We start from the raw sequence: 24,849 nt of genomic DNA, 5'->3' as shown, positions 1-24,849 counted from the left end.
CCGTCCAGAGGCCGGGTTCCACCTTGGCGTCACTGCGCCTTCCAGCCACAGCGCAGGCTGGGCGACTGGTCCCGGGTTTGCAGCGGCAAACAACGGGATGCGTGAAACCGCCTTAGATCAGCTTGAGCTGCTTTCTCGCCGCTACGGCCAACTCGTTAAACCGCGCCGCATTCTCGGGCAGTCGGTAATCAATCCCGTACGTCGGGATCAGCTCCCGCAAGCGCTGGTGGCCGGCGTCGGTTTCGGTCAGGTGCGGGAAGCTCCGCCGGATGACATCCGCCACGATGTTCACGCACACCGAAGCCCCGGGCGACGCGCCGAGGAGGGCGGCCATGGACTTGTCGGCGCTGGTCAGGACCTCCGTGCCGAAATGCACGATGCCGGCCTCGCCGTCGGTCTTCTTGATCGCCTGCACGCGGATGCCGCCGTCGACGAGCTTCCAGTCCTCGGCCTTCGCGTTGGGGTAGAAGATGTGCATCACCCGCATCCGGTCCGCCATGCTCTGCGTGCCCTGCTGCAGCAGATATTTCACGAGCGGGAAATTGGTCGCGGCGATCTTGAGCAGGGTCGTCACGTTGTGCGGCTTCACCGTGGCCGGGAGGTCGGTCCAAGCGCCGGTGCGGTGCAGGAAACGCGTGGTCCACGCGGCGAAGGGGCCGAAGAGGAGCGTCTTCTTGCCGTCGAGGATGCGCTGGTCGAGGTGCGGCACGGCCATCGTGGGCGCCTCAGGCAGGTTCTGCCCGTAGACCTTGGCCTGATGTTTGGCGACGATCGCGGGGTTGTCGCACACCAGCCAGTGCCCGCCGATGGGAAAGCCGCCGAGGCCCTTCGCCTCGGGCAGGCCGGCCAGCTGCAGCAACCGCAGGCTGCCGCCCCCAGCGCCGACGAAGACGAACTTGGCCTGCGTCTGGTGGGTCTCCCCGGACTTGAGGTTTTCCACCGATATCCGCCATCGGCCGTCCGCCTGCTTCTCCAAGCCCACCACCTTGTGGCCGGCGGCAACCCCGCAGCCGTCCTGGTTCGCGAGCCAGGTGAGGAGCTTTCGGGAAAGGACGCCGAAGTTGATGTCGGTGCCGCCGTCCATCTTGGTGGCGGCGATCGGCGTGGCGGAGTCGCGCCCCTCGGTGAGAAGCGGGGCCCAGGCTCCGATCTTCGCGGGGTCCGTGGTGAATTCCATCTCCCGGAAGAAGTGGTGGGCCGACATGCCGGCGTAGCGCGACTTGAGGAAGGCCACCTGGTCGTCGCCGTGCACGAAGCTGATGTGCTGGACCGGGTTGATGAAGTCCTTGGGCGTCTCGATCATGCCGGTGCCGACGGCGTGCGCCCAGAACTGGAGCGTCTGCTCGAACTCCTGGAAGATATCGATGACCTTCTGCACCTTCACCGGGCTGCCGTCGGCGGGCTTCGGCGTGTAGCTGATCTCGCAGATGCCGGCGTGGCCCGTGCCGGCGTTGTTCCAGCCGTTGGACGCCTCGAAGGCCAGCTCCGGCGCCGCCTCATACACCTGAATCCTCAGCGAGGGGTCGAGCCGCCGGAGCAGCGCGCCCAGATTGGCGGACATGACGCCGCTGCCAATTAATACGACGTCGGGGTTGGGGGTGTGGGAATTCATGACTGAAAACAGAAATCAGGGATCCTGATTTTCACGCGAAGCCGCCAAGGCGCAAAGTAAGGCAGGGTGGATTGTTTAACTTAGCGACTTGGCGACTTTGCGTGAGAAAATGAATCTTAGCGTTTGGAGGTGACCGTACGTTCGTACCGCGCCACGTCCTTCAGCCAGTCGGCGCCGGCGGGGACGCCTTCGCGCTGACACAGTTCGTCCCACACCGCGCCCCAGGGGAGCGAGCGGGTGAGCTCCATCAGGGCCAAGCGCTCATGGCCGCGGCCGGCGAGCTCGGCGTCCTTCAGCGCAAGCGAGGGGTCGAGCAGGCCGCCGAGGATGGCCTGGCGCGTGGCGCGCGTGCCCACCACGTAGGCGGCGAGGCGGTTGATCGAGGCGTCGAAGAAATCGAGGGCCACGAACACGCGGTCCCAGGCGTCGCCGCGGGCGATCTCGAGGAAGAGGTTGCGGACGGCATCGTCGAGGATGACGACGTGGTCCGAGTCCCAGCGGATCGGGCGGCTGGTGTGCAAAAGCAGGCGCGGGTGAAACTGGAGGTGGGCCGAGACCTTGTCGGCGACGGATTCCGTCGGGTGATAATGCCCGAGGTCGAGGCAGAGCACGAGGTCGCGGCTGAGGGCGTAGTTGGAATAAAACTCCTGCGAGCCGACGACGTAGTCCTCGGAGCCGAGGCCGAAGAGTTTCCCCTCGACCGCGTCGACGCAAAGTTTCCGGTTCACGGTCTTATCGGCGAAAATGGCGTCGTAGGACGCAGCGAGGCGCTCGCGCGGGGCGAAGCGGTCGGCCGGGGCGTCCTTGGCGCCGTCTGGCACCCAGTGGTTGTGCACGCTGGGCGAACCCAGCGTCTTGGCGAAGCTCTCGGCGATGTGACGGCAGGCCCGGCCGTGGCGGATCCAGAACTTGCGGATGGCCGGGTCGGCGTGGGAGAGCGTGAAGCCGGAGTTGGCGTGCTCGTGGGCGAAGTAGGTCGGGTTGAAATCGAGGCCGACGCGGCGCGCCTTGGCCCAGCCGAGCCAGCGGGCGAAGTGCTGCGGCTCGAGCTCGTCGCGGTCCACGTGCTGGTCGCCGGTCTCGGCGTAGAAGGCGTGGAGGTTGAGGCGCTGCTTGCCGGGGAGGAGCTTCAGGACCTGGTCGAGGTCGGCGCGCATCTCGTCGCCGTTGCGGGCGCGGCCCGGGTAGCCGCCGGTGGTCATGATGCCGCCGCCGGCGAGGCCGGCCTTTGGCGTCTCGAGCCCGCGCACGTCATCAGCCTGCCAGCAGTGGAGGGACACGGGAACGCGAAGCGCGTGCCGGATGGCGACCTCGGTATCGACGCCCAGCTCGGCATAACGCGAACGAGCCAGGCGGTAAGCGGCGGAAATGTTCTTCGATGAAGGCATGGATTCAGGGGAGTTGTTTCACGCCAAGCCGCAGAGACGCAAAGTAAGAGAGATTCAAAGGGTTGGAAACTTTGCGGCTTTGCGGCTTTGCGTGAAAAATGAATTTCAGCGGGGTTGATAGATGGTTTGCTTCAGATCGGCAGCGAGCGATGCACGGAAGGCGGCCAGGTTCTTCACCGCTTTCAGCGCGATGAGCTGGTTGGCGAGGTTGCCGACGACGGAGCCCTCGATGGCGAAGGCGTGGACGGGCAGGCCGGCGGCGTTGGCCGTGGCCTGGCAGAGGAGGCGGTTCTTGGCGCCGCCCCCGACCATGAGGATGCGCTTGAACGTGCGGCCGGAGAGTTGCTCGAAATCGCGGATGGCCATCGCATGCCCGGCGCCGAGGGAGTCGCAGATCAAGCGGACATAGCCGGCGAGGGTCTTGGGCAGCGGGAGCTTCCGGCGCTTCAGCTGGGCGTCGATGGCGGCCTTCATCGACGGCGGGTTGGCGAACTCGGCGAAGATCATGTCCAAGGGCGAAGCGGTAAGCGGCAAGCGGTTAGCGGCTGAGATCAGCGCCGACCACTCGCGGTCGTTTTTCGGGCGGGTCGCGAAATCCTTCAGGGTCTGCTCGAGGAGCCAGAGGCCGAGGACGTTGACGAGGGGACGGTACTCCCCGCGGCCGGTGCGGTCGTTCGCCACGCGGGCGGTGAGGGCGGCGGGGCCGAGTAGGGGCTGGTCGCTCTCGAAACCGACCAGCGACCAGGTGCCGGAACTGAGGAAGATGTCGGCGCCATCGGCGGCCGCCGGCATGGCGTCGTAGGCGCAGGTGGTGTCGTGGCCGGGGACGGCGATGACCTGGGTCTGCTCGAGTCCGGCCCCGTTCGGCAGGCTCAGGGCCTCCGGGCGCAAACGACCGAGCCGGGCGCCCGTCGGGACGGGCTTCGTTAGCCACACGGGCGGGACGCGGAAGTAGTCGAGGGCGACGCGCGACCAGTCGTCGCCGTGCACGTCGAGGAGTTGGGTGGTGCTGGCGATGGAGAGGCCGTTGGCCATCTGGCCCGAGAGCAGGAAATTGAAGTAGTCGGGCAGGAAGAGGCAGCGCGTGGCGAGATCGGTGATGGCCGGGCACTTCTCGACCGTCTCGGCCAGCTGGAGCGAGCTGTTGTAGAAGACGGCCGGGATGCCGGTCGCCGCGTAGATGCGCTGGAGGGCGGCGCGGGTGTTCGTCAGGTGCGTGAGGCCCACCTGCGTGCGGGCGTCGCGGTAGGCGTGCGTCGGGAAGACGATCCGGCCCGCGTCGTTCGTGAGCACGTAGTCCACGCCCCAGGTGTCGACGCCGACGGACGCAAGCGTGGCGCCCTTCGGCAGGGCGGCGACGGCAGCGCGGAGGCCGGCCTGCACTTCCTGCCAGAGACCGGGAATGTCCCAGTAATCATGCCCGCCCGCCGAGCGCAGGGCATTGGGGAAGCGATGGACTTCCTGGAGGGAGAGCCGCCCCTTCGCCCACGTCCCAAGGATCACCCGGCCGCTCGTGGCGCCGAGATCGATGGCCGCACAATGTAAGGGCTTCGCCATACGGGGAGTTTAAGTCGGAAGTTGAAGTTTAAGAAAGGGAATCAGAAGGAAATCTTGAAAGCGGTCATCGTGAAATCGCTCATCTTGAAATTGAGCAGGCCAGTGTTCGGCAATTTTCAGTTTTTCAATGACCGATGACCGATTTCACGATGGGTTTGTTAACGCAGGAAGGCCTCATGCAGGCCGCCGTCGACCGTGATGATCTGGCCGGTGGTTTTGCTCAGGCGCTGGCTGACCAACAGGAAATACGCCTCGGCCTGGTCGGCCGGGGTAATCGGGGCCTTGGTCAGGGTGCGGTCGGCGTAGAACTGGGCCAGCTTCTTCACGAGGGAATCGGTCGCCTCATCATCCGTATAGGGGATATTGTATTTGGCGAGCGAGCCGATGACGCGGTCGCGGGGGAACATGGCCGAACCCTGCACGACGGTGGCGGGGGCCACGCCGTTGACGCGGACCAGCGGCGCGAGCTCGATGGCGAGCTCGCGGACAAGGTGGTTGCCGGCGGCCTTCGAGACGTCGTAGGCGACGGAGCCCTTCTTCGCCACGGCGGCGTTGGCGGAGGTGGTGAGGACGAGCTGGCCCTTGAGGCCCTGTTCCTTCCAAGTCTTCGAGGCCTCGTCGCCGACGAGGTAGCTGCCGGTAACGTTGATGGCGAAGGTGAGGGCCCACTTGTCGTCGGGGATGTGGCCGGAGGTGTCGGACGGCACGAAGATGCCGGCGGTCACGCAGATAGAATCGAAGCCGCCGTAGGCCAGCGCCACCTCGTCGAGCATCTTCCGGATGCTGGCCCGGTCGGTGATGTTGGCGGCTAGGCCGAGGGCCGGACCGCAGGCCGAGAGGCCGGTGCCGGCGACGCCGATGCCGACGCCGTACTTGGCCTCGATCTCCTTGGCGGTGGCAGCGGCGGCCTCGGCGTTGAGGTCGACGCAGACGATGTGCGCGCCTTCCTTGACGAGGCGGTGGGCGGTTTCCTTGCCGATGCCGGAGCCGGCGCCGATCACGACGATGACCTGGCGGGCGAGTTCCTTCTCGGCGGGCATGCGCTTGAGCTTCGCCTCCTCGAGCAGCCAGTACTCGATGTCGAACGCCTCCTGCTGCGGGAGGGCGATATACTGGTCGATGGCTTCGGCGCCGCGCATGACCTCGACGGCGCAGTTGTAGAACTCGGCGGTGACGCGGCTCTCGGACTTGTCCTTGCCCCAGGCGATCATGCCGAGACCGGGGATGAGCACGACGGTCGGGTTCGGGTCGCGCATCGCCGGGGAGTTGGCGTGTTTGCACTTCGCGTAATAGGCGGCGTAGTCCTGGCGGTAGGCAGCGAGGCCGGCGGCGAGCTTGGCCTTGAGGGCCGCGGTGTCCTCGGCCTGCGGGTTCCAGTCGACGTAGAGCGGCTTGATCTTGGTGCGCAGGAAGTGGTCGGGACAGGAGGTGCCGAGTTCGGCGAGGCGGGCGGCATCCTTCGAATTCACGAAGCGCAGGATCTTAGCGTCGTCCTGGACGGTGCCGATGAAACGCTTCTCCTTGGAGACCTGGCCGCGGAGCCAGGGGAGAATGGCCGAGAACGTCGCGCGGCGCTTGGCCTCGTCGAGGGTGGCGTATTTCTGCCCGCCGAAGGCCGTGGCGTCGCCGCCCTTTGCGGCGTATTTCGTCTCGATGTAGACGGAGGCCTTCTCGATGCAGTCGAGGGTCCAGGTGTAGCAGGCCTTGTCGTCGTCGGCCCACGAGATGAAGCCGTGCTGGCCCATCATGATGGCCTTGGTGGACGGGTTCTTTTGCGCGATCGCCTGCATGGCGAGGCCGAGCTCGAAGCCCGGGCGCATCCATTTCACATAGGCCATCTGTCCGCCGAAGATTTCCTGGGTTAGCTTTTCGCAGTTCTGCGAGGCCGCGATGGCGATCACCGCGTTGGGGTGCATATGGTCGACATGCTTGCCGGGCAGGAAGGAGTGCAGCGTGGTGTCGATCGAGGAGGCGCGCGGGTTCAGGTTGAACGTGGCGTGCGAGAACATGCCGACCATGTCGTCCTCGGCCTGCGACTTGAGGCCCTTGTCGGCGCGAGAGCCGTAGAGTTTCTGGAGATCGAGCAGCTTCTGCTGGTAGAGGGAGGAGAAGTTCTCGCGGGTGCTGGTGCGGAGGTCGCCGCCGGAGCCCTTGACCCAGAGGACCTCGGTGGGCTGGCCGCTGAGCGGGTCCTTCTCGGTGATCTTGGACGACGTGTTGCCGCCGCCGGTGTTGGTGATGCGCTGGTCGCCGCCGAGCAGGTTGGAGCGGTAGACGAGGCGGCCGACCGGATCGAGGGCCGCAGCCGCGGCATCATCCCAGGCAAAGTTGACGTATTTATAGGAGCTCATGGTGGAGAGGGGGAGATCGTGAAATCGGGCAACTGATAATCGAGAATCTTGAAATTGGGTAAGCCGGGGTCCGGAAATGCTCAGTTTTGCGATGACCGATTTTCAGTTTTCAAGATGGGCCTTGGTTCGAAGTCCGTCACTTGGCCAGGACCAGCCGCGTCGGCGGCAGCGGGATCTCCGCGGCGGCGAGCTGGGCGGGGCTGGCGTCGGTGACGAGGAAGCCGAGCGTGTCCCAGCCGCCGATGCGGTGAGGGGTGGTGCGACCGAGCTTGCCGGCGTCGAGGCAGAAGTAAGGCGCGGTGGTGCGGAGCAGCACGGCGGTCTGGAAGACGGCGATCTCGGCGTGTGAGTTGCTGATGCCGTCGGCGTCCATGCTCTCTCCGCCGAGGAAGGCGGCGTCGAATTTCCACGCGGCCAGCGAGCGCACGGCGTCGGCGCCGAGCAGGACGGCCTGGCGGTGCAGGAAGGTGCCGCCGAGCACATGCAGGTCGAGGCCGGGCGCGCCGCCAAGTAGGGTGGCGACGGGCAGGCTGTTGGTGACGATGCTGAGGCCGGTCAGGTCGCGGCGGGCCCGCAGGAGCTGGCGAGCGATGGCGCGCACCGTCGTGCCGGCGTCGAGGAAGACGGTGCCGCGGAGCGGGAACCGCGTGAGCGCGGCGGCGGCGATGCGGCCCTTGGCGGTGCGGGCGCGGCCGGCCCGCTCCCCCAGCGAGGCAAAGGAGGCGTTGTAGTCAGCCAGCGCCCCGCCGCGGGTGCGGGTGATGTGGCCGCTGGCCGCCACGCTGGCCAAGTCGCGCCGGGCGGTGGCCGCGGACACCCCGAGCTTCCGGCAGATCTCGGCCACCGGCAGGAAGCCGTCGGTCCGGATCAGGTCGCACAACCGCGCCTGGCGACGGTCGACGATGTGGCGGGGGACGCGCATGGGAGGAGCGCCAAGGGCCTCATTTTATATGAGCGGAGTCAATCATATACCCGGTCGCGCGGGATCGGAGCGTCCGAATGGCGGGCGAGGTCCCTCTGATGTAGGGCGGGGTCGCCGAACCCCGCCTGGCCAGGTGGAGGGCACATCTCCCGGCCCAGCGGGAGCTGGGCGCTCCGAAGGCGGGGTTCGGCGACCCCGCCCTACAAATATCCGATCCCCACCACCCGCCACCTGTAGCGCGGGACTTTCAACGGGCCGGCGGGGAGCTTTTTGCCGGTGAGGGCGTCGGTCGCGCCCTTGGGGACTCGGACCCGCCCACCCTTGCCGTCCAGGTTGACGACGACCCAGAGTTTTTTGCCGTCCTTGGTCACGCGCGGGCAGATGATCGTGCCGGGCGTGGTCTCGAAGCGGAGCGTGATGCCGGCCTGCTTCGCGTAGTGCGCGACGAGTTTCGCCAGCAGCTTCGCGCCGGCCTTTCCGTCGGGGAGCGCGCCGAGCACGACGACGGCGCCTTGGCCCAGCTTGCGCTCGGTGAGGAAGGCGAGGCCCGGGGCCTGTTCGCTTTGCAGCGTGCCGATGACCTTCGTGTCGCGGGACGCAGGCCGGAGCGCGGAGCACCAGCCGGCCACCGGGGCGGTGAGCCCGAAGGCCCTGCCCGTGGAGCCAGTGCCGGTGATGGGAAAGGAGAACACCGTCTCGACGCCCGCGAAGGCGTCGACCAGCCCGAGGCCGGCGTCGGTCGGCACGTCGTGCTCGGCTCCGCGCGTGCCGGTGGTCGGGGCACAGATCCACACCCCGCCGGCGCGGACGAACTTTTCCACCTTCGCCAAAAAGGCCGGCGACACATACGGCATCATCGGCGTGATGAGCAGCTTCAGGCCGTCGAGAGCCGCACCCTCAAAACGGACATCGCGGTGAATGCCGGCCTCGAGCAGCAGGCCGTGCCACGCCGCGACCGTTTGGTTGAAATCCACCTCATAGCCGGGACGCCCGCCGAGCGGCTCCGTCTGGAGCATAGCGCGGCCGAGGTCGGACCAGGTGACGGCGGCCTCAGCGATGGCCGGGCGGCTCGCGACCATCAGCGGCTCGATCTGCCGGCGTGCGGCCTCGACCTTCGCCACCTCGGCGTAACCGATCGAGGGTTTGAACCAAGTGCTCATGATGGCGCTGTGCGGCAGCTCGCAGCCGGTGCGCTGCTGGCGCCAGAGCCAGTAGTTGATCGCCTGCGCCCCGAGGCCGAACGAGGCGACCGCCTCGACGGCGAGGAACCCCGGCGGGTGCGCGATCTCGTGGTTTCCGAACCAGCCGTTGTGCGCGACGCTCGTCTCCATGAACCAGTGCGCGCGGCCGGGCTTGGCCGGGCGGCAGAGGTCGTTGTCGAACACGATCGCCGCCCAGTGGTCGCGGTCGGGGTAGTCGTCGAAGGAGGCGAAATCGAGGTTCGCGAACTGCCGCTCGTGGTTGACTGAGAAGAAGGTGACGGTGTTGTGCGTGATCGGCTTGTCCGAGTGGCGGCGGATGACGGCGCACTGCGCGTCCTGGAACTCGGCGATGCTCTCGCGGCAGAACATCCGGTAGGCCGTGCTGAGCGAGGCGTTGTGCAGGAAGGGCGTGCGCACGGGCGGGGGCACCTGGTCGAAGCGCTGGTAGCGCTCGCTCCAGATCTCCGTGCCCCAGGCGGCGTTCAGGCGGTCGATCCTGCCATAGCGCGCCTCGAGCCAGCGGTGCCAGTGGGCGATGGCGTGCGGGTTGAAGTCCTCGCCGACGTGGCACTTGAACTCGTTGTCGATCTGCCAGGCAAGGATCGCGGGGTGGCGGCCCACCGCCTGGGCCAGAGTCTCGACAATCCGCAGGCAGGCCGCGCGCACCTCGGGGTGCTCGTAGCTGGCGTGCTGGCGCGCACCGTGGCTCATGACCCGACCCTCGGCGTCCACGAAGCAGCGGTCGGGCCGGCCGTGCGTAAGCCACACCGGCGGCGTGGGTGTCGGCGTGCAGTAGACCACGCCGATCCGGGCCGCATGCAGCCGGTCGAGCACGCGCACAAAGAAATCCACGGAGACCTGCCCCTCGTCGGGCTCCATCTTTGACCAGGTGAACTCACCGATCCGCACCATGTTCAGGCCAAGCCGCTTCATTTCCGCGATGTCGCGGTCGATGTCCGCCTCGGGCCAGAGCTCGGGGTAATAGCAGGTGCCGTGCAGGAGTTGGTTCATGGGGCTTTGGAGGCGGACGACCGAAGACGTCCCGTCGCTGGGTCGGGTTTAAGCAGGCGTAGGGGCAAGGCGCCAGTCAATCGCGTCGCTGGCGATGCCGTCAAAGGGATCGCAGTCGGATTGTCCGGCCGGCGGGTGAAATATGACGGTCAAGCGGCGGGACAGTTTGCAGCGGGCCGGCAAAGCCGCCTTGCTCGGCGCACCCCACCCGCCCCATGAAACGCCCCCTCCCCCTCCTGGGCCTGCTGGCCTTGGCCGTTGCCGGCCTGCCGGCCGCCGAGACCGCCACCCTCACCCTCCGCGCCGGCTCGTCCGGTCCCGTCATCAGCCGCGAGATCTACGGCCACTTCGCCGAGCACCTCGGCCACTGCATCTACGGCGGCCTCTGGGTCGGCCCCGACTCCCCCATCCCGAACACCCGCGGCATCCGCAACGACGTGGTCGGAGCGCTGAAGAATCTCCACATCCCCGTCCTCCGCTGGCCGGGTGGCTGCTTCGCCGACGAGTATCACTGGAAGGACGGCATCGGCCCGCGCGAAAAGCGTCCCTCCATGTACAACTCCCACTGGGGTGGCGTGGTGGAGAACAACCATTTCGGCACGCACGAGTTCCTCGACCTCGTGGAACAGCTCGGCTGCGAGGCCTTCGTGTCCGTCAACGTCGGCAGCGGCACCGTGCAGGAGACCCAGGAGTGGGTCGAGTACATGACCAGCGACGCCCAGTCCCCCATGGCCAACCTCCGGCGCGCCCATGGCCGTGAGAAAGCTTGGCGTGTGAAGTACATCGGCGTCGGCAACGAGACCTGGGGTTGCGGCGGCAACATGCGCCCCGAGTACTACGCGGACGTCTACAAGCACTTCAACACGTTCATCAAGAACTACGACCGCGGCTTCCGCGTCCAGCGCATCGCCTGCGGCCCCAACGGCGACAACTACGCTTGGACCGAGGAGCTCATGGCCAGCGCCGCGCGCCAGATGGACGGCCTCTCCCTCCACCACTACACGCTCCCCACCGGCCAGTGGGGCAAGAAGGGCCCCGCCACCGGCTTCGTTGAGGACCAGTGGTTCACCACGATGCGCAACACTCTGCTCATGGAGACCCTCGTCACCAAGCACAGCGCGATCATGGACAAGTACGACCCGCAGAAGAAGGTCGGCCTCGTCGTCGACGAGTGGGGCACCTGGTATGATGTCGAGCCCGGCACCAACCCCGGCTTCCTCCGTCAAAACAACACGCTCCGCGACGCCGTCGTTGCCGGCCTGAACCTCCACATCTTCCAGAAACACGCCGACCGCGTCACGATGGCCAACATCGCGCAGATGGTGAACGTGCTCCAGGCCGTCATCCTCACCGACAACGAGAAAATGCTCCTCACGCCGACCTACCACGTCTTCGAGATGTTCAAGGTCCACCAGGGCGCCACGAGCCTGCCCCTGGAGCTGAAATCCCCCGACTACGTCTACGGCGCCGAGAAACTCCCGCGCGTCAGCGCCTCCGCCTCGCGCGACGCCGCCGGCAAGGTCCACGTCTCCCTCGTGAACCTGCACCCGACCGACGCCATCACCGTCACCACCACCCTCGAAGGCGTGCCGGTCGCCCCGGTCTCCGGCCGCATCCTCACCGCCGCCGCGATGGACGCACACAACACCTTCGCCGTGCCCGAGGTCGTCCGGCCTGTCGCCTTCATAGGTGCAACGCGGACCGGCGACACCCTCACCATCGAACTCCCCGCCAAATCCGTCGTGGTGCTGACGCTCTGAGCTGGCTAGTTGTAGGGCGGGGTCGCCGAACCCCGCCTGAATTTGCGGAGGGCGCATCACCTGATGTGCCGTGGCCCAGCGGGAGCTGGGCCCTCCATCCGACCAGGCGGGGTTCGGTGACCCCGCCCTACAACGCACCGCAACCGTCATGCTTCGCGATGCTCAGGATGACGGAATTACCCCCCATGAAATCGCTTCTCCTCCCCGTCCTGCTCGCGTTGCTTGCCGCCCCGGGCTTGTCCCCGGCCTTCGCCGCCGCATCCACCGACCCCATCGCGCCAAAACCCCTCTACCGCGACCCGGTTCACGACGGCGCGGCCGACCCCGTCATCGTCTGGAATCCCACCGCCCAACGCTGGTGGATGTTCTACACCAACCGCCGCGCCAACGTCGCCGGCCTGTCCGGCGTCGCCTGGGTCCACGGCTGCCACATCGGTATCGCCGAGTCGGTCGACGGCGCCGCGTGGTCCTACCTCGGCACGGCCGATATCGAACTCCCGCCGGAGATCGGCGGCACGGAGCCCACCCACTGGGCACCCGACGTCATCACTGGCCCCGACGGCGTACACCACATGTATCTCACGGTCGTGCCCGGGATCTTCGAAACCTGGCAACACCCGCGGCGCATCGTCCACCTCACGAGCGCCGACCTGCGGAAATGGACCTACGTCTCCGCGTTGACCCTCGCCTCCGACCGCGTGATCGACGCCGGCGTGCACGCCCTACCCGGCGGCGGCTGGCGGATGTGGTACAACAACGAACGCGACCGCAAATCCATCTACTACGCCGACAGCCCCGATCTCTCCACCTGGACCAACCGCGGTAAGGCCGCCGGCGTCGGCGAGCGCCCCGGCGAGGGTCCGTATGTCTTCCGCTGGAAGAACTCCTACTGGATGCTCGTCGATCTCTGGAAGGGCCTTGGCGTCTACCGCTCCGACGACCTGACCGCCTGGACCGCGCAGACCGGCGACCTCCTCGGCGTGCCCGGCACGGGCGCCGACGACGGCGTGAACGGCGGCCACCCGGGCGTCGTGGTCGCCGGTGATCGCGCCTACCTCTTTTATTTCACGCACCCCGGTCGGTCCGGCACGATCAGCCCCGACGACCAGGACAACCTCGAACTCCGCCGCAGCTCGATCCAGGTCGTGGAGCTAATGGAGCAGGACGGCGTCCTCACCGCCGACCGCAACGCCCCCACGCCCATCGCGCTCCCGCCACGCTGAGACGTGCCTCCGGTTTGGAGCGCGGGTGACCTTGCCCTAGGTTGGGCGTTCTCACCCGCCGCCCATTATATCCATCATTCGGCCGGCTATCTCCATGCGACGGGAGTGGCCGCGCCGCCCAGAGTGTACATCATGACCGCATCCCCCCGTCCGACCGGTCCCCGTCCGCGTACCCCGCTTTCCCGCCCCATGAAAACCGCCGTCCGCCTCCTCCGTGTCCTGCTGCCTGCCCTGATCCCCGCCGCCGCGCTCGCGTCGATCCCGAGCGACGCCGTGCCCACCGTCATCGTCAGCACCGCGCGCGAGCCCGTCGCCGCCGGCCCCTTCGCGCCGACCTGGGACTCCCTGCGCGGCTATGAGGCACCGGCTTGGTTTCGCGACGCGAAGTTCGGCATCTGGGCCCACTGGGGCCCGCAGTGCGAGCCCGGCATGGGCGACTGGTACGCCCGCCACCTCTATTTTGAAAATGGCCCCGCCTGGGGCCCCAACGTCACTGCCTTTCACCGCGAGACCTACGGCCACCCGTCGCAGGCCGGCTTCAAGGAGGTCATCCACCGCTGGCAGGCGGAGAACTGGGATCCCGACAAGCTCGTCGCCCTCTACAAGCGCGCCGGCGCCGAGTACTTCTTCGCCCTCGCCAACCACCACGACAACCTCGACCTCTGGGATTCCAAATACCAGCCTTGGAATTCCGTGCGCGTCGGCCCCAAGAAGGATCTCATCGCCGGCTGGGCCAAGGCCGCGCGCGCCCAGGGCCTAAAGTTCGGCGTCAGCATCCACGCCGCCCACGCCTGGAGCTGGTACGAGCCCGCCCAGGGCGCCGACACCCAGGGCCCGCTCGCCGGCGTCCCCTACGACGGCAAGCTCACTGCGGCCGACGGCAAGGGCACCTGGTGGGACGGCCTCGACCCGCAGGATCTATACGAGCAGCGCCACGCACCGGCCCCGGATTTCCTGAAACCCCTCGCAATCCACGAACGCTGGGACTGGGGCAACGGGATCACCGCGCCCGACCTGGCCTACTGCGAGAAATTCTACAACCGCACGATGGACCTCATCAACCGGGTCGAGCCGGACCTGGTCTACTTCGACGACACCGCCCTGCCCCTCTGGCCGGTCAGCGACGCCGGCCTCAAGATCGCCGCGCATTACTACAACCAGAGCGCCGCGCGCCACGGCGGGCGGGCCGAGGTAGTGATCTTCGGCAAGGTACTCACGCCCGACCAGAAACGCGCCCTCGTGTGGGACGTCGAGCGCGGCGCGCCCAATGCCATCCAGGCCCTGCCCTGGCAGACCTGCACCTGCATCGGCAGTTGGCACTACGAGAAGCGTCTCGCCGAGGAGAACCGCTACAAGAGCGCCTCCACCGTCATTCAGATGCTCGCCGACATCGTCAGCAAGAACGGCAACCTGCTCCTCAACATCCCGCTGCGCGGGGACGGCACGCCCGACGACCAGTCGCTCGCCGTCGTGGAGGGCATCGCCGCCTGGATGGAAGTGAACCGCTCGGCCATCTTCGGCACGCGCCCGTGGCAGCTCTTCGGCGAGGGCCCGGCCGCCGCCGGCGCCGAGCTCACCGGCCAGGGTTTCAACGAGGGCAAGGGCAAGCCCTACACCGCCGACGACGTCCGCTTCACCCAGAGCCCGGACGGCCGCACGCTCTATGTCATCGGCCTCGTGCGCCCCACCCAGCCCGTGGCCGTGCCGGCCCTCGGCACCGCGGCCGGCCGCCTCGACCGCGCCATCGCCGGCGTGGTACTCCTCGGCTCCGCCGTCCCGGTGAAATGGACGCAGACCGCCGCCGCGCTCGTCCTCGACGCCGGCGCGCCCGCCGGCCCCGCCACCCCCGTGGTGTTCAAGGTCTCGCTGCGCTAACCACGACGCCTGACTGTAAGAAGCATTCCCGGTTGCGGCAGCGTGTTTTCAAACCAATCCTAACGCGTCATGCCCCACCCCCGCCTGCCCCAGGGATTCATGCTGGCCAGCTTTGCCCTGGGGTGCCTGCTGTGTCTGCCGCTGTGCGCCCACGCCACTCCTGCCGTCGACCTCCCCAACCCGCTCATCTTCCAGCGGGCCGACCCCCATGTCCTGAAACACAGCGACGGTTTCTATTACTACATGGGCACGGCGCCGGAGTATGACCGCCTCGTGCTGCGCCGCGCGCCGACGCTTGCGGGCCTGCCGACCGCGGAGGAGAAGGTCATCTGGCGCAAACACCCCACGGGCATCATGGGCGCGCACATCTGGGCACCGGAGATCTATCACCTCGACGGCCGGTGGTTCATTTACTTCGCCGCGGGTGAAGCCGAAAAGATCTGGAACATCCGGATCTACGTCCTGGAAAACACCGCCGCCAACCCCCTCGAGGGCGAATGGATCGAGCGTGGCCAGCTCAAGACTGGCTGGGAGTCGTTCACGCTCGACGCCTCCACCTTCGAGCATCGCGGCCGGCGCTACCTGCTCTGGGCGCAGCAGCAACCCGGCATCCCGGGTAACACCAACCTCTATATCGCGCCGATGGCCTCGCCCACCACCCTGGCCGGCCCGGCCGTGCTGCTGTCGAAACCGGAGTTCGACTGGGAGAAGGTCCGCTACGCCGTCAACGAGGGCCCTGTCGTCCTCAAGAAGAACGGCCGCCTCTTCCTCACCTACTCCGCCGCCGGCACCGGGCCGGAATATTGCCTGGGGATGCTCACCGCGGATGAAAACGCCGACCTGCTCGACCCACAATCGTGGGTGAAGTCACCCGCGCCTGTCTTCGTTACGAGCGAGACCAACCGGATCTACGGTCCCGGCCACCACGGCTTCACCGTGGCGGAGGACGGCGTGACCGACCTCATCGTCTACCACGCCCGCAGCTATGAGGAGATCAAGGGCGACCCCCTCAAAGACCCCAACCGCCACACCCGCGTGCAAGCCGTCCGCTGGCGCGCCGACGGCACGCCGGATTTCGGCGTCCCCCGCCCCGACGACCCGATTCCCACACCTGGCCGCTGAGCCTGATCAAACCCACCCCATGAAACTCCCCGTCTTTTTCCTGATGAGCGCCCTCCTTGCTGCCCCCGCCTCCGCCGCCTTTTCCGATCACCCCGTGATTCCCCTCTGGCCCGAGGGCGTGCCCGCCGCCGTCCGGCCGGACGCTCCCGCCGCGCTGGGGCCGCTTGGGCCGGAACGACTCGAGGAGGGCGGACGGATCGCCAACGTCTCCGAGCCCACGCTCACCGTCTACTGGCCCGCCGTCGACCGGCCCAACGGCACGGCCGTGATCGTCTGCCCGGGCGGCGGCTACGGCATCCTATCGAACGACCGCGAGGGCATCCAGTTCGCCCACTGGCTCAGCCACCTCGGCGTCACCACCTTCATCCTCAAGAACCGCCTGAAGGAATACGGCCACCCGGCCCCGCTACAGGACGTGCTCCGCGCTGTCCGCCTCGTGCGGTCCCGCGCCGCCGAGTTCAAAATCAATCCCGCCCGCCTCGGCGTGATGGGCAGCTCGGCCGGCGGCCACCTCGCCGCCAGCGCCGGCACCCTCTTCGATCACTCCGACGGCCGGACCGGCGCGGCGCTCGACGCCGTCAACGCGCGGCCCGACTTCCTCATTTTGATGTACCCCGTCATCAGCATGGCCGACGGCGTCACCCACGAGGGCTCGCGCCAGAACCTACTCGGGGCGCAGCGCACCCCGGCCAGCCTGGCCCTCGCCTCCCTCGAGCTCCAGGTCACCGCCGCCACGCCCCCGACCCTGCTCATCCACACGCAGGAGGACAAATCCGTCCCGATCGAGAACAGCATTCGCTTTTTCCAGGCCCTGACCCGGGCAGGCGTGCCGGCGGAGTTCTACGCTTTCGAGCGCGGCTCCCACGGCATGGGCTTGAAACCGGATTTCGGCACCGCCTCCGACTGGCCCGACCGCGCCGAGGAATGGCTGCGCGCTCGCGGCCTGCTCACCCCGCGTTGATGACCGTCATGCCCCGTCGCTGGTCCCCCATCCTCGCGGCCATGCTCGCGACCACGGGCTTCTCCTTGGAGAAGCCCGCCATCACCTACCAGGTCTTCCAATTCCCGGCCGACCGCGCACCCGTGATCGACGGCGACGCCTCCGACTGGGCCCAAGTGCCCGAGAGCTACGTCGAGGACCGTTCGCACCTGCACAACACTGCCGCCGAGCCGCCGGCCGCCGGGGACGCAACCCTCGCGGTGCGCGTGAAGGTCGGCTGGGTCAAGGGAGAGGACCGGCTTTATTTCCTCTACGAGGCCGAGGATGACTACTGGGACTTCGCCCAACCCGGCCTGCGCAACGACACCTTCGAGGTCATGGTGGATGGCGACGCCTCCGGCGGCCCCTTCGTCGCCCGGGACCAAAAGAGCGTGTGGACGCCCGACCTCATCGCCCCGGCCGACCTGCGGGCCGAGCCGCGGATCGACGCCGAGGCCGCGCGCCGCGCCCTGCACGGGGTCCACGCGCAGAACTACCACGTGTTCACCCCCGCCGTGAACAAGGACTGGGCCTTCATCCTCGGCGCGGGCACCTGGATCAAGGACGCGCCTTGGGCGAAGTCGGCCCAGCGTTTCACCGTGAAGCCGGGCGAAGGCGGCAAGATCACGGTCGAGTTTTACCTCACGCCCTTCGACTACGCCGGCGCCGAGGGTCCGGAACGCTCCGTGACTTCCCTCCTGACGGAGAACAAGATCATCGGCCTGTCCTGGATCGTGATCGACTATGACGGCCCGACACCCCGCGGGTTCTGGTGCCTCTCGCCGCAGCGCGCCGCCTTCGGCCATGCATCGCTGCTTTGCGCCTTCCGGCTGATGCCGCCCGAGCCCACCCTGACACCTTGAATCGCCCGCTTCGCTAAATCCTTTCCTCCTTTATGAAACCCCGCCACCTCCCCCTCCTGCTGCTCAGCCTGGTCGCTCCCCTCGCCGCCGCGCCGGATCTTACGCTGCGCTACACCCGCCCCGCCGCCGAGTGGGTCGAGGCCCTGCCCGTCGGCAACGGTCGCCTCGGCGCCATGGTCTTCGGCGGCATCCACCAGGAACGCCTCCAGCTCAACGAGGACACGCTCTGGGCCGGCGGCCCCTACGACCCCGCCAACCCCGAGGCCCTCGCCGCCCTGCCTGAAATCCGCCGCCTCATCGCCGCCGGCGACCACGAGGCCGCGCAGAAGCTCACCCAGGCGAAGTTCATGTCGAAGCCGATGACCCAGATGCCGTACCAGACGGTCGGCGACCTGATGTTCACCTTCGCCGGCGGCGAGCCGGCCGCCACCTACGGTCGCGAACTGAACCTCGACACCGCCGTCGCCACCACCCGACTCACCATCGGCACCAGCGCCTGGGGCACCGTCCACGTGCGCGAGGTCTTCGCCAGCCCCGTGGACCAGGTGATCGTGATGCGGATCACCGCGACCGCCCCCAACCGCCCCGACCAGGGCCGCCTCACCTTCACGCTCGGGGCCCAGAGCCACCAGCAGGCCAACAGCCGCACCGAGGGCGACAACATCCTCCTCCTCGACGGCCGCAACGGCGCTTCCGCCGGCATCCCCGGCGCCCTGACCTTCCAAGCCCGCGTGCAGGTCATCCCCGAGGGCGGCACGCTCCGCGCCGACGGCCAGCAGATCCATGTCAGCGGCGCCCGCTCCGCGCTCGTGCTCATCGCCGCCGCCACCAGCTTCAAGAAGTACAACGACGTCAGCGGCGACCCCGCCGCCCTCAACCGCGCCACGCTCGCCGCCGCGGCCACCAAGAGCTTCGACCAACTCCTCGCCGCCCACACCGCCGAGCACCAGCGCCTGTTCCGCCGCGTCGCCCTCGACCTCGGCCGCACGCCGTCCGCCGACCTCCCCACCGACGAGCGCGTGCGCCGCTTCGCCACGGAGAACGATCCCGCCCTCGCCGCGCTCTTCTTCCAGTACGGTCGCTACCTGCTCATCAGCAGCTCCCGCCCCGGCACCCAGCCCGCCAACCTCCAAGGCATCTGGAACGACAGCCTCACGCCGCCCTGGGGCAGCAAGTACACCATCAACATCAACACCGAGATGAACTACTGGCCGGCTGAGATCACCAATCTCGCCGAGCTGACCCAACCGCTCTTCGGGCTGATCGAGGATCTCAGCCAGACCGGCGCCAAGATGGCCAAGGACCACTACAACGCCGGCGGCTGGGTCGCCCACCACAATACCGACCTCTGGCGCGCCACCGGCCCGATCGACGGCGCCCGCTGGGGCATGTGGCCCACCGGCGGTGCGTGGCTCTGTTACCACCTCTGGGAACACTACCTCTTCTCCGGCGACCGCGCCTTCCTCGCGCGCGCCTACCCGCTGATGAAGGGCTCCGCGCAGTTCTTCCTCGAGACCCTCGTCCCCGAGAAGAGCCACGGCGGCGACTGGCTCGTCACCAGCCCCTCGAATTCCCCGGAGAACGCCCACCGCGGCGACGTCTCCATCGCCGCCGGCCCGGCCATGGACAACCAGATCCTGCGCGACCTCTTCGCCGCCTGCATCCAGTCCTCCGAGATCCTCGGCGTGGATGCCGAATTCCGCGCGCAACTCATCGCCACCCGCGCCAAGCTCCCCCCGGACCGCATCGGCGCCCAGGGCCAGCTGCAGGAATGGATGGAAGACTGGGACGCTGGCGCGCCCGAGCAGCATCACCGCCACACCTCGCACCTCTACGCCCTCTATCCCAGCGAGCAGATCGACGTCCTCCGGACGCCCGCCCTCGCCGCCGCCGCCCGCAAGTCCCTCGAGCTGCGCGGCGACGACGCCACCGGCTGGGCCATCGGCTGGCGCCTCAACCTCTGGGCCCGCCTCCACGACGGCGAACACGCCATGGGCATCCTCAAGCTCCTGCTCCGCCCCGAGCGCACCTACCCCAATCTCTTCGACGCCCACCCGCCCTTCCAGATCGATGGCAACTTCGGCGGCACCGCCGGCATCGCCGAGATGCTGCTCCAAAGCCACCGCTCGGCCGGGACGGCCACCTCTCAAGTCTCAGATTTGAAATTTGAGATCCAACTCCTGCCCGCCCTGCCGAAAGTCTGGCCCACCGGCTCGGTCAAAGGCCTCCGCGCCCGCGGCGGCTACGAGGTCGATCTCGCCTGGGCCGACGGCAAGCTCACCTCCGCCACCGTGCGCAGCGTCACCGGCACCGGCGGCTCCCTCCGCTACGGCGACAAGATCGTCGCCGTGGATCTTAAGCCCGGCGAGTCCCGCACCTTCGGGCCGAGCCTGGACTGAACTTGGCCACGAAAAGTCACCAAGAGACACGAAAAATGACCCACTTCACCCCAGCCGGTCATCCGTGTAATCCGCGGGGATTTTTCCGGCTGCGGTCGTTGGCGCTTTCCGCGCTTATTGCGACCTTCCCGGTTCTGAGCTGGGCTGACGTCACGCGCTGGACGGCCTATGATCTCTCCGACCCCGCACCCTTCACGACCGAGCGCGGCTCCGGCTATGAATTCGGCACCGGACACAACACGGAGGGCCGGCCGTTCATCTACTCCGTCGCGGTGCCGGAAGGAAACTGGCTGGTCGAAGTCCTCTTCCGGGGCCCGGTAGCCGGCGACACCACCGTGAAGGCGGAATCGCGCCGCCTGATGCTCGAGTCGGTCAAGACCGCCCCGGGCGAAGACGTGCGCCGCTTCTTTGTGGTCAATGTGCGTGATCCCATCCTGCCCCCCCTGCCGGGCAACGCGCCCGGCGGGACCACCGTCCTGCTCAACGACCGCGAGTTGGGCTCCTTCACCTGGGACAAGAAGCTCACCCTCGAGTTCAACGGTCCCTCGCCCCAAGTGCAATCGGTCGCCGTGACCCGGGTGCACCACCCCACCGTCTTCCTCCTCGGCGACTCCACTGTCACCGACCAGCGGTGGGAAGACGGCGCCAGCTGGGGCCAGATGCTCCCGCGCTTCCTCCGGCCGGAGGTCGCCGTCGCCAACCACGCCGAGTCGGGCGAGACGCTGAAGTCGTTCCTCACCGGCCTGCGCTTCGCCAAGGTGCTCTCGCAGCTCCAGGCCGGCGACTGGGTCTTCCTTCAATTCGGGCACAACGACCAGAAAAAGAACTGGCCGCAGACCTACGTCGAGGCCGCCACCACCTACCCGGCCTACCTGCGCACCTATCTCGCCGAGATCCGCCTGCGCGGCGCCACGCCCGTGCTCGTGACCTCGCCCCAGCGCCGGAATTTCGGCCCCGACGGCAAGATCCGCAACACCCACGGCGACTACCCCGCCGCCGTGCGCGCCGTCGCCGCCGCGGAAAAGGTCCCGCTCATCGACCTAGAGGCCGCCAGCCGCGCGCTCTACGAGGCCCTCGGCCCCGACCGCGCCCCCCTCGCCTTCAGCAACGGCGGCCAGGACGCCACCCACCACAACAACTACGGCGCCTACCAACTCGCGAAAGCCGTGGCCCAGGGCATCCGCGACACGCGCCTGTCGCTCGAACCCTTCCTCACCGAGGATTTTACCGGCTACAACCCGACGCAGCCCGACGATCCGGCTGCCTTCACGCTGCCCGCCAGCCCGCAGCGCCGCACGGAAACGCCCCGGGGCAACTGAATCCATCCCCCACGTGACGGTAAAGCGGGCCCGGGGCTTCCGTTTCCCGGCGACCGCGTGCAGGTTTGCGCACCCCGCGCCGGAGTCCAGTATCCGGCCCAACCCCGATCGCCCCATGCGCCCCCGCCTGCCCCGCCTTGCCGCTTTGCTCCTGCTCGCCGCCACCCCGGTCCTCGCCGCCGCGCCGCGCGCGGTATCCTGGACCGCCGACAACGGCAACGGCACCTACACGAACCCGCTCTTCTATGACGAGTTCTCCGATCCCGATCTGATCCGTGTGGGCGAGGACTTCTACCTCGCCGGCACCACGATGCACGCGATGCCGGGCCTCGTGGTCCTGCACTCCAAGGACCTCGTGAACTGGAAATTCCTCAGCTACGCCTTCGACCGCCTCGAGCTCGGGCCGGATTTCAACCTCGAGAACGGCAAGGAAGCCTATGGCCAGGGCATCTGGGCGCCGTGCATCCGCTATCACAACGGCAAGTTCTACCTCTTCTCCAACGTCAACGGCCACAGCCTGCAGGTCTTCACCGCCGACAATCCCGCCGGCCCCTGGGCGCACCGCAGCATCCAGACGGGCATCCACGACCTGTCCGTGCTCTTCGACGACGACGGCCGCATCTACGCCGTCTACGGCTACGACGAGGTGAAGGTCATCGAGTTCAAGCCCGACCTCAGCGGTTTCATCGCCGGCAGCGAGCGCGTCGTCATCCCGCGCGGCAATGCCATGGGGGAGGGCCACCACTTCTACAAGATCAAGGGCCAGTATCACATCCTCAGCGCCAACTACGCGCCCACCGGCCGCATGCAGGCCGCCCGCGCCGACCACGTGCATGGGCCCTACGAGACCCGCGTCATCGCCGCCAAGGAAACCCTCGGCACCCAACGCGGCTGGTCGCTCAACCCCATCGGCCTCGGCATGAAGGTGCCGGAGCCCGGCGCGACCTTCCAACTCTCCGCCCCGGGCGGCAACCAGCACGCCGCCGTGCCCATGCACCAGGGCGGCATCGTCGACCTGCCCAACGGCGACTGGTGGGGTTTCTCCATGCTCGATTTCCGCTCCGTCGGCCGCACCACCGCGCTCTCGCCCGTCACCTGGGTGGACGGCTGGCCGTACTTCGGCCTGCCCGGCAACCTCGGCCGCTCACCGCGCACTTGGACCAAGCCCGCCGTCGCTGCCAAGGTCGAACCTCACGCCCCCTATGAGCGTAGCGACGATTTCGCCGGCCCGAAGCTCCTGCCCGTCTGGCAATGGAACCACAACCCGGTGAACGCGAAATGGTCGCTCACGGAAAACCCCGGCTCCCTCCGCCTGCACACCCTCCCCGCCACCCAGTTGCTCTGGGCCAAGAACACGCTCACGCAGCGCGCCATCGGCCCGGTCTCCGTCGTGACGGCCGAGCTCGATGCCTCCGGCCTGCAACCCGGCGACACCGCCGGCCTCGCGCTCGTGAACATGCCCTTCGCCACGCTCGGCGTCGCGTCGACCGACGCGGGCTTCGTGCTCCGCCACTACGACCAGTTCAAAAATCAGACCCTCGACCAACCGTTGCCCGCGCCGCGCGTCTGGCTCCGCGCCACCGCCGATCTCGACGAGGATGTCGCCCGCCTCAGCTACAGCACCGACGGCCGGACCTTCACCGACATCGGCGGCGAGATCCGCCTGCCCTACCAGTTGAAGACCTTCCAGGGCACGCGCCTCGGCCTCTTCGCCTTCAACACCGCCGGCCGCGAAGGCGGCCACGCCGACTTCGCCGGCTTCCGCGTCGAGGAACCGCTGGCCGATCGCACGCCAAACCTGCCTCTCGGAAAGGTCATCACCTTCACCAACCTCGCCAACGGCTCCGTCGTCTGGGCCAACCCGCACGGCATGCTCCATTCGGCCGCGCCCGGCTCGAAGCCGGCCAGCAGCCCGCAGGCGCGTTTCCGCGTCCACGACCGCGGCCAGGGTCGCGTCGCCCTCGAGGTCATGGACGGCAGCGGTTTCCTCACCGTCGTCGGCGCCGGTCTCTCCGCCGACGTCCGCCCGCTGAAGCAGGAATCCGCGGCGAGTCTTTTCATGTGGCAGGACCTGCTCCGCGACCGCCAGTGCATGCTGCTTTCGCTGCACACCAACCGGTTCGTCGGCCTCGCCCCCGACACCGGTGAGCCCTACGGCGCCGACTGGCCCGGCACCACCCCCAACCGCCGCGACGGCACCGTGCTCACCTGGGCCGAGGTCGCGGCCGAATGACAGCCTGATCCGGGTTCGATCGTCCGACGCCCACATTACGGTCAACCACGGCACCCCTCGAACCGACCGATCCCACCGTCACCGTGATCTCCGTGCGACGCGTTACCCCCGTCTGTCTGCTCCTGTGGCTGGCCTTGGGCTGGACGCTCGGCGTGGCCTCGCCCGCCGGTCCCGCCCCCCTCCGGGTGCTCATCGTCGACGGCTACAGCAACCATGACTGGCGCCTCACCACCGCGTTGATCCGCGGCATCCTCGAGCCCACCGGCCAGTTCACCGTCACGGTCTCGACCGCCCCGGCCACCGCAGACTCCCCGGGCTGGGATACCTGGCGTCCCAAATTCTCCGACCACGACGTCGTCATCCAGACCTGCAACGACCTCGGCGGCGGCCCCCGATGGCCGCGCGCGGTGGAGGAGGATTTCGAGGCCTACGTGCGGAACGGCGGCGGACTCTACGTCTGGCACGCCGGCAACAACGCCTTCGCCGGCTGGCCCGCCTACAATGAGATGATCGGTCTCGGCTGGCGCAAAAAGACCTTCGGCTGGGCCCTGGCCGTCGGCCCCGATGGCCGGACCATCCGCATCCCGGCCGGCGAGGGGCGCGACACCGGCCACGGCAACCGCCTCGACACCGTCGTCCACCGCCTCGGCGACCACCCGCTGCACGCCGGCCTTCCGCGCTCCTGGCTCACCCCCGACATCGAGGTCTACTATTTCGCCCGCGGTCCGGCGGAGAATCTCACGGTGCTTTCCCACGGTTTCGATCCGGACACGAAACAGGAATGGCCGCTGGAGTGGACTGTCGATTACGGCCGCGGCCGCGTCTACACCTCCACCTTCGGCCATGTCTGGAAAGGCGACACCCAGCCAGCCCGCATGCGCTGCGCCGGCCTGCAGACCGTCATGGTCCGCGCCCTCCAGTGGCTTGCCGGCCGCCCGGCTGATTATCCCGTGCCCGCTGATTTCCCGACCGCCGAAAAAGTCTCCGTACGCGGGGATATACCGCTGCCCGCCACGCCCTGAGCCGTCCCTTC

The 24,849-nt window shown here is 68.0% G+C and carries 16 protein-coding genes; 10 read left to right on the top strand and 6 right to left on the bottom strand.

The genetic code is table 11. The annotated features are described in order from the left end of the window. Window positions 1-112: 112 nt before the first annotated feature. The 6 genes from mqo to Verru16B_RS06505 all read right to left on the bottom strand — a co-directional run bounded on the left by mqo (window position 113) and on the right by Verru16B_RS06505 (window position 10,043). A complete protein-coding gene (mqo, locus tag Verru16B_RS06530; RefSeq protein WP_069961526.1) occupies window positions 113-1,612 on the bottom strand; it encodes a malate dehydrogenase (quinone) in 1,500 nt (499 codons plus the stop codon). A 116-nt stretch (window positions 1,613-1,728) separates the two neighbouring features. Further along, complete coding sequence (locus Verru16B_RS06525) at window positions 1,729-3,000, bottom strand: L-rhamnose isomerase (RefSeq protein WP_069961525.1); 1,272 nt, start codon at window positions 2,998-3,000, stop codon at window positions 1,729-1,731. Window positions 3,001-3,105: 105 nt separating this feature from the next. Further along, the gene (locus Verru16B_RS06520) at window positions 3,106-4,557 is read right to left on the bottom strand and encodes a rhamnulokinase (protein ID WP_069961524.1); all 1,452 of its coding nucleotides are present in this window, start codon (window positions 4,555-4,557) and stop codon (window positions 3,106-3,108) included. A 158-nt stretch (window positions 4,558-4,715) separates the two neighbouring features. Continuing rightward, window positions 4,716-6,908, bottom strand: coding sequence for a bifunctional rhamnulose-1-phosphate aldolase/short-chain dehydrogenase (locus Verru16B_RS06515; protein WP_069961523.1), 2,193 nt, complete (start codon window positions 6,906-6,908; stop codon window positions 4,716-4,718). Between the two features lie 136 nt (window positions 6,909-7,044). Beyond that, the gene (locus Verru16B_RS06510) at window positions 7,045-7,830 is read right to left on the bottom strand and encodes a DeoR/GlpR family DNA-binding transcription regulator (RefSeq protein WP_069961522.1); all 786 of its coding nucleotides are present in this window, start codon (window positions 7,828-7,830) and stop codon (window positions 7,045-7,047) included. A gap of 200 nt (window positions 7,831-8,030) precedes the next feature. Further along, a complete protein-coding gene (locus tag Verru16B_RS06505; RefSeq protein ID WP_069961521.1) occupies window positions 8,031-10,043 on the bottom strand; it encodes a beta-galactosidase in 2,013 nt (670 codons plus the stop codon). Window positions 10,044-10,258: 215 nt separating this feature from the next. Here Verru16B_RS06505 and Verru16B_RS06500 point away from each other — a divergent pair, with 215 nt between their 5' ends. The 10 genes from Verru16B_RS06500 (at window position 10,259) to Verru16B_RS06455 (ending at window position 24,838) form a co-directional block, all read left to right on the top strand. Then, complete coding sequence (locus Verru16B_RS06500; protein ID WP_083270156.1) at window positions 10,259-11,803, top strand: alpha-N-arabinofuranosidase; 1,545 nt, start codon at window positions 10,259-10,261, stop codon at window positions 11,801-11,803. Between the two features lie 185 nt (window positions 11,804-11,988). Beyond that, window positions 11,989-13,026 carry a glycoside hydrolase family protein gene (locus Verru16B_RS06495; protein WP_083270155.1) on the top strand — a complete coding sequence of 346 codons (1,038 nt, stop codon included), beginning with the start codon at window positions 11,989-11,991 and terminating at the stop codon, window positions 13,024-13,026. Between the two features lie 189 nt (window positions 13,027-13,215). Further along, the gene (locus Verru16B_RS06490) at window positions 13,216-14,901 is read left to right on the top strand and encodes an alpha-L-fucosidase (protein WP_069961520.1); all 1,686 of its coding nucleotides are present in this window, start codon (window positions 13,216-13,218) and stop codon (window positions 14,899-14,901) included. Window positions 14,902-14,970: 69 nt separating this feature from the next. Beyond that, entirely contained in the window at window positions 14,971-16,023 is a 1,053-nt protein-coding gene (locus tag Verru16B_RS06485; protein ID WP_069961519.1) for a glycoside hydrolase family 43 protein, read from the top strand. Window positions 16,024-16,042: 19 nt separating this feature from the next. Next, window positions 16,043-16,984, top strand: coding sequence for an alpha/beta hydrolase (locus Verru16B_RS06480; RefSeq protein ID WP_069961518.1), 942 nt, complete (start codon window positions 16,043-16,045; stop codon window positions 16,982-16,984). Then, the gene (locus tag Verru16B_RS06475) at window positions 16,984-17,865 is read left to right on the top strand and encodes a PKD domain containing protein (RefSeq protein ID WP_069961517.1); all 882 of its coding nucleotides are present in this window, start codon (window positions 16,984-16,986) and stop codon (window positions 17,863-17,865) included. The genes Verru16B_RS06480 and Verru16B_RS06475 overlap by 1 nt, the downstream gene beginning before the upstream one ends. Window positions 17,866-17,897: 32 nt before the next feature. Further along, entirely contained in the window at window positions 17,898-20,264 is a 2,367-nt protein-coding gene (locus tag Verru16B_RS06470; protein ID WP_069961516.1) for a glycoside hydrolase family 95 protein, read from the top strand. A 35-nt stretch (window positions 20,265-20,299) separates the two neighbouring features. Continuing rightward, window positions 20,300-21,583: a rhamnogalacturonan acetylesterase gene (locus Verru16B_RS06465; RefSeq protein ID WP_083270154.1), complete on the top strand. Its 1,284-nt coding sequence runs from the start codon at window positions 20,300-20,302 to the stop codon at window positions 21,581-21,583. A gap of 115 nt (window positions 21,584-21,698) precedes the next feature. Beyond that, window positions 21,699-23,816, top strand: a complete 2,118-nt coding sequence (locus Verru16B_RS06460; RefSeq protein ID WP_069961514.1) for a glycoside hydrolase family 43 protein — start codon at window positions 21,699-21,701, stop codon at window positions 23,814-23,816. A 92-nt stretch (window positions 23,817-23,908) separates the two neighbouring features. Beyond that, a complete protein-coding gene (locus tag Verru16B_RS06455; RefSeq protein ID WP_157772281.1) occupies window positions 23,909-24,838 on the top strand; it encodes a ThuA domain-containing protein in 930 nt (309 codons plus the stop codon). Window positions 24,839-24,849: the final 11 nt, after the last annotated feature.

Origin of the sequence: Lacunisphaera limnophila, from assembly GCF_001746835.1 — a bacterium.
Classification (GTDB): Bacteria; Verrucomicrobiota; Verrucomicrobiia; order Opitutales; family Opitutaceae; genus Lacunisphaera; species Lacunisphaera limnophila.
Note: the sequence above shows the minus strand (reverse complement) of the source record. Positions and strands in the feature narration are given on the sequence as shown.

What these genes read in the sequence shown, in the direction of transcription:
- mqo (WP_069961526.1), bottom strand. Translation starts at nt 1,612, where the DNA reads ATGAATTCCCACACCCCCAACCCCGACGTCGTATTAATTGGCAGCGGC.
- Verru16B_RS06525 (WP_069961525.1), bottom strand. Translation starts at nt 3,000, where the DNA reads ATGCCTTCATCGAAGAACATTTCCGCCGCTTACCGCCTGGCTCGTTCG.
- Verru16B_RS06520 (WP_069961524.1), bottom strand. Translation starts at nt 4,557, where the DNA reads ATGGCGAAGCCCTTACATTGTGCGGCCATCGATCTCGGCGCCACGAGC.
- Verru16B_RS06515 (WP_069961523.1), bottom strand. Translation starts at nt 6,908, where the DNA reads ATGAGCTCCTATAAATACGTCAACTTTGCCTGGGATGATGCCGCGGCT.
- Verru16B_RS06510 (WP_069961522.1), bottom strand. Translation starts at nt 7,830, where the DNA reads ATGCGCGTCCCCCGCCACATCGTCGACCGTCGCCAGGCGCGGTTGTGC.
- Verru16B_RS06505 (WP_069961521.1), bottom strand. Translation starts at nt 10,043, where the DNA reads ATGAACCAACTCCTGCACGGCACCTGCTATTACCCCGAGCTCTGGCCC.
- Verru16B_RS06500 (WP_083270156.1), top strand. Translation starts at nt 10,259, where the DNA reads ATGAAACGCCCCCTCCCCCTCCTGGGCCTGCTGGCCTTGGCCGTTGCC.
- Verru16B_RS06495 (WP_083270155.1), top strand. Translation starts at nt 11,989, where the DNA reads ATGAAATCGCTTCTCCTCCCCGTCCTGCTCGCGTTGCTTGCCGCCCCG.
- Verru16B_RS06490 (WP_069961520.1), top strand. Translation starts at nt 13,216, where the DNA reads ATGAAAACCGCCGTCCGCCTCCTCCGTGTCCTGCTGCCTGCCCTGATC.
- Verru16B_RS06485 (WP_069961519.1), top strand. Translation starts at nt 14,971, where the DNA reads ATGCCCCACCCCCGCCTGCCCCAGGGATTCATGCTGGCCAGCTTTGCC.
- Verru16B_RS06480 (WP_069961518.1), top strand. Translation starts at nt 16,043, where the DNA reads ATGAAACTCCCCGTCTTTTTCCTGATGAGCGCCCTCCTTGCTGCCCCC.
- Verru16B_RS06475 (WP_069961517.1), top strand. Translation starts at nt 16,984, where the DNA reads ATGACCGTCATGCCCCGTCGCTGGTCCCCCATCCTCGCGGCCATGCTC.
- Verru16B_RS06470 (WP_069961516.1), top strand. Translation starts at nt 17,898, where the DNA reads ATGAAACCCCGCCACCTCCCCCTCCTGCTGCTCAGCCTGGTCGCTCCC.
- Verru16B_RS06465 (WP_083270154.1), top strand. Translation starts at nt 20,300, where the DNA reads ATGACCCACTTCACCCCAGCCGGTCATCCGTGTAATCCGCGGGGATTT.
- Verru16B_RS06460 (WP_069961514.1), top strand. Translation starts at nt 21,699, where the DNA reads ATGCGCCCCCGCCTGCCCCGCCTTGCCGCTTTGCTCCTGCTCGCCGCC.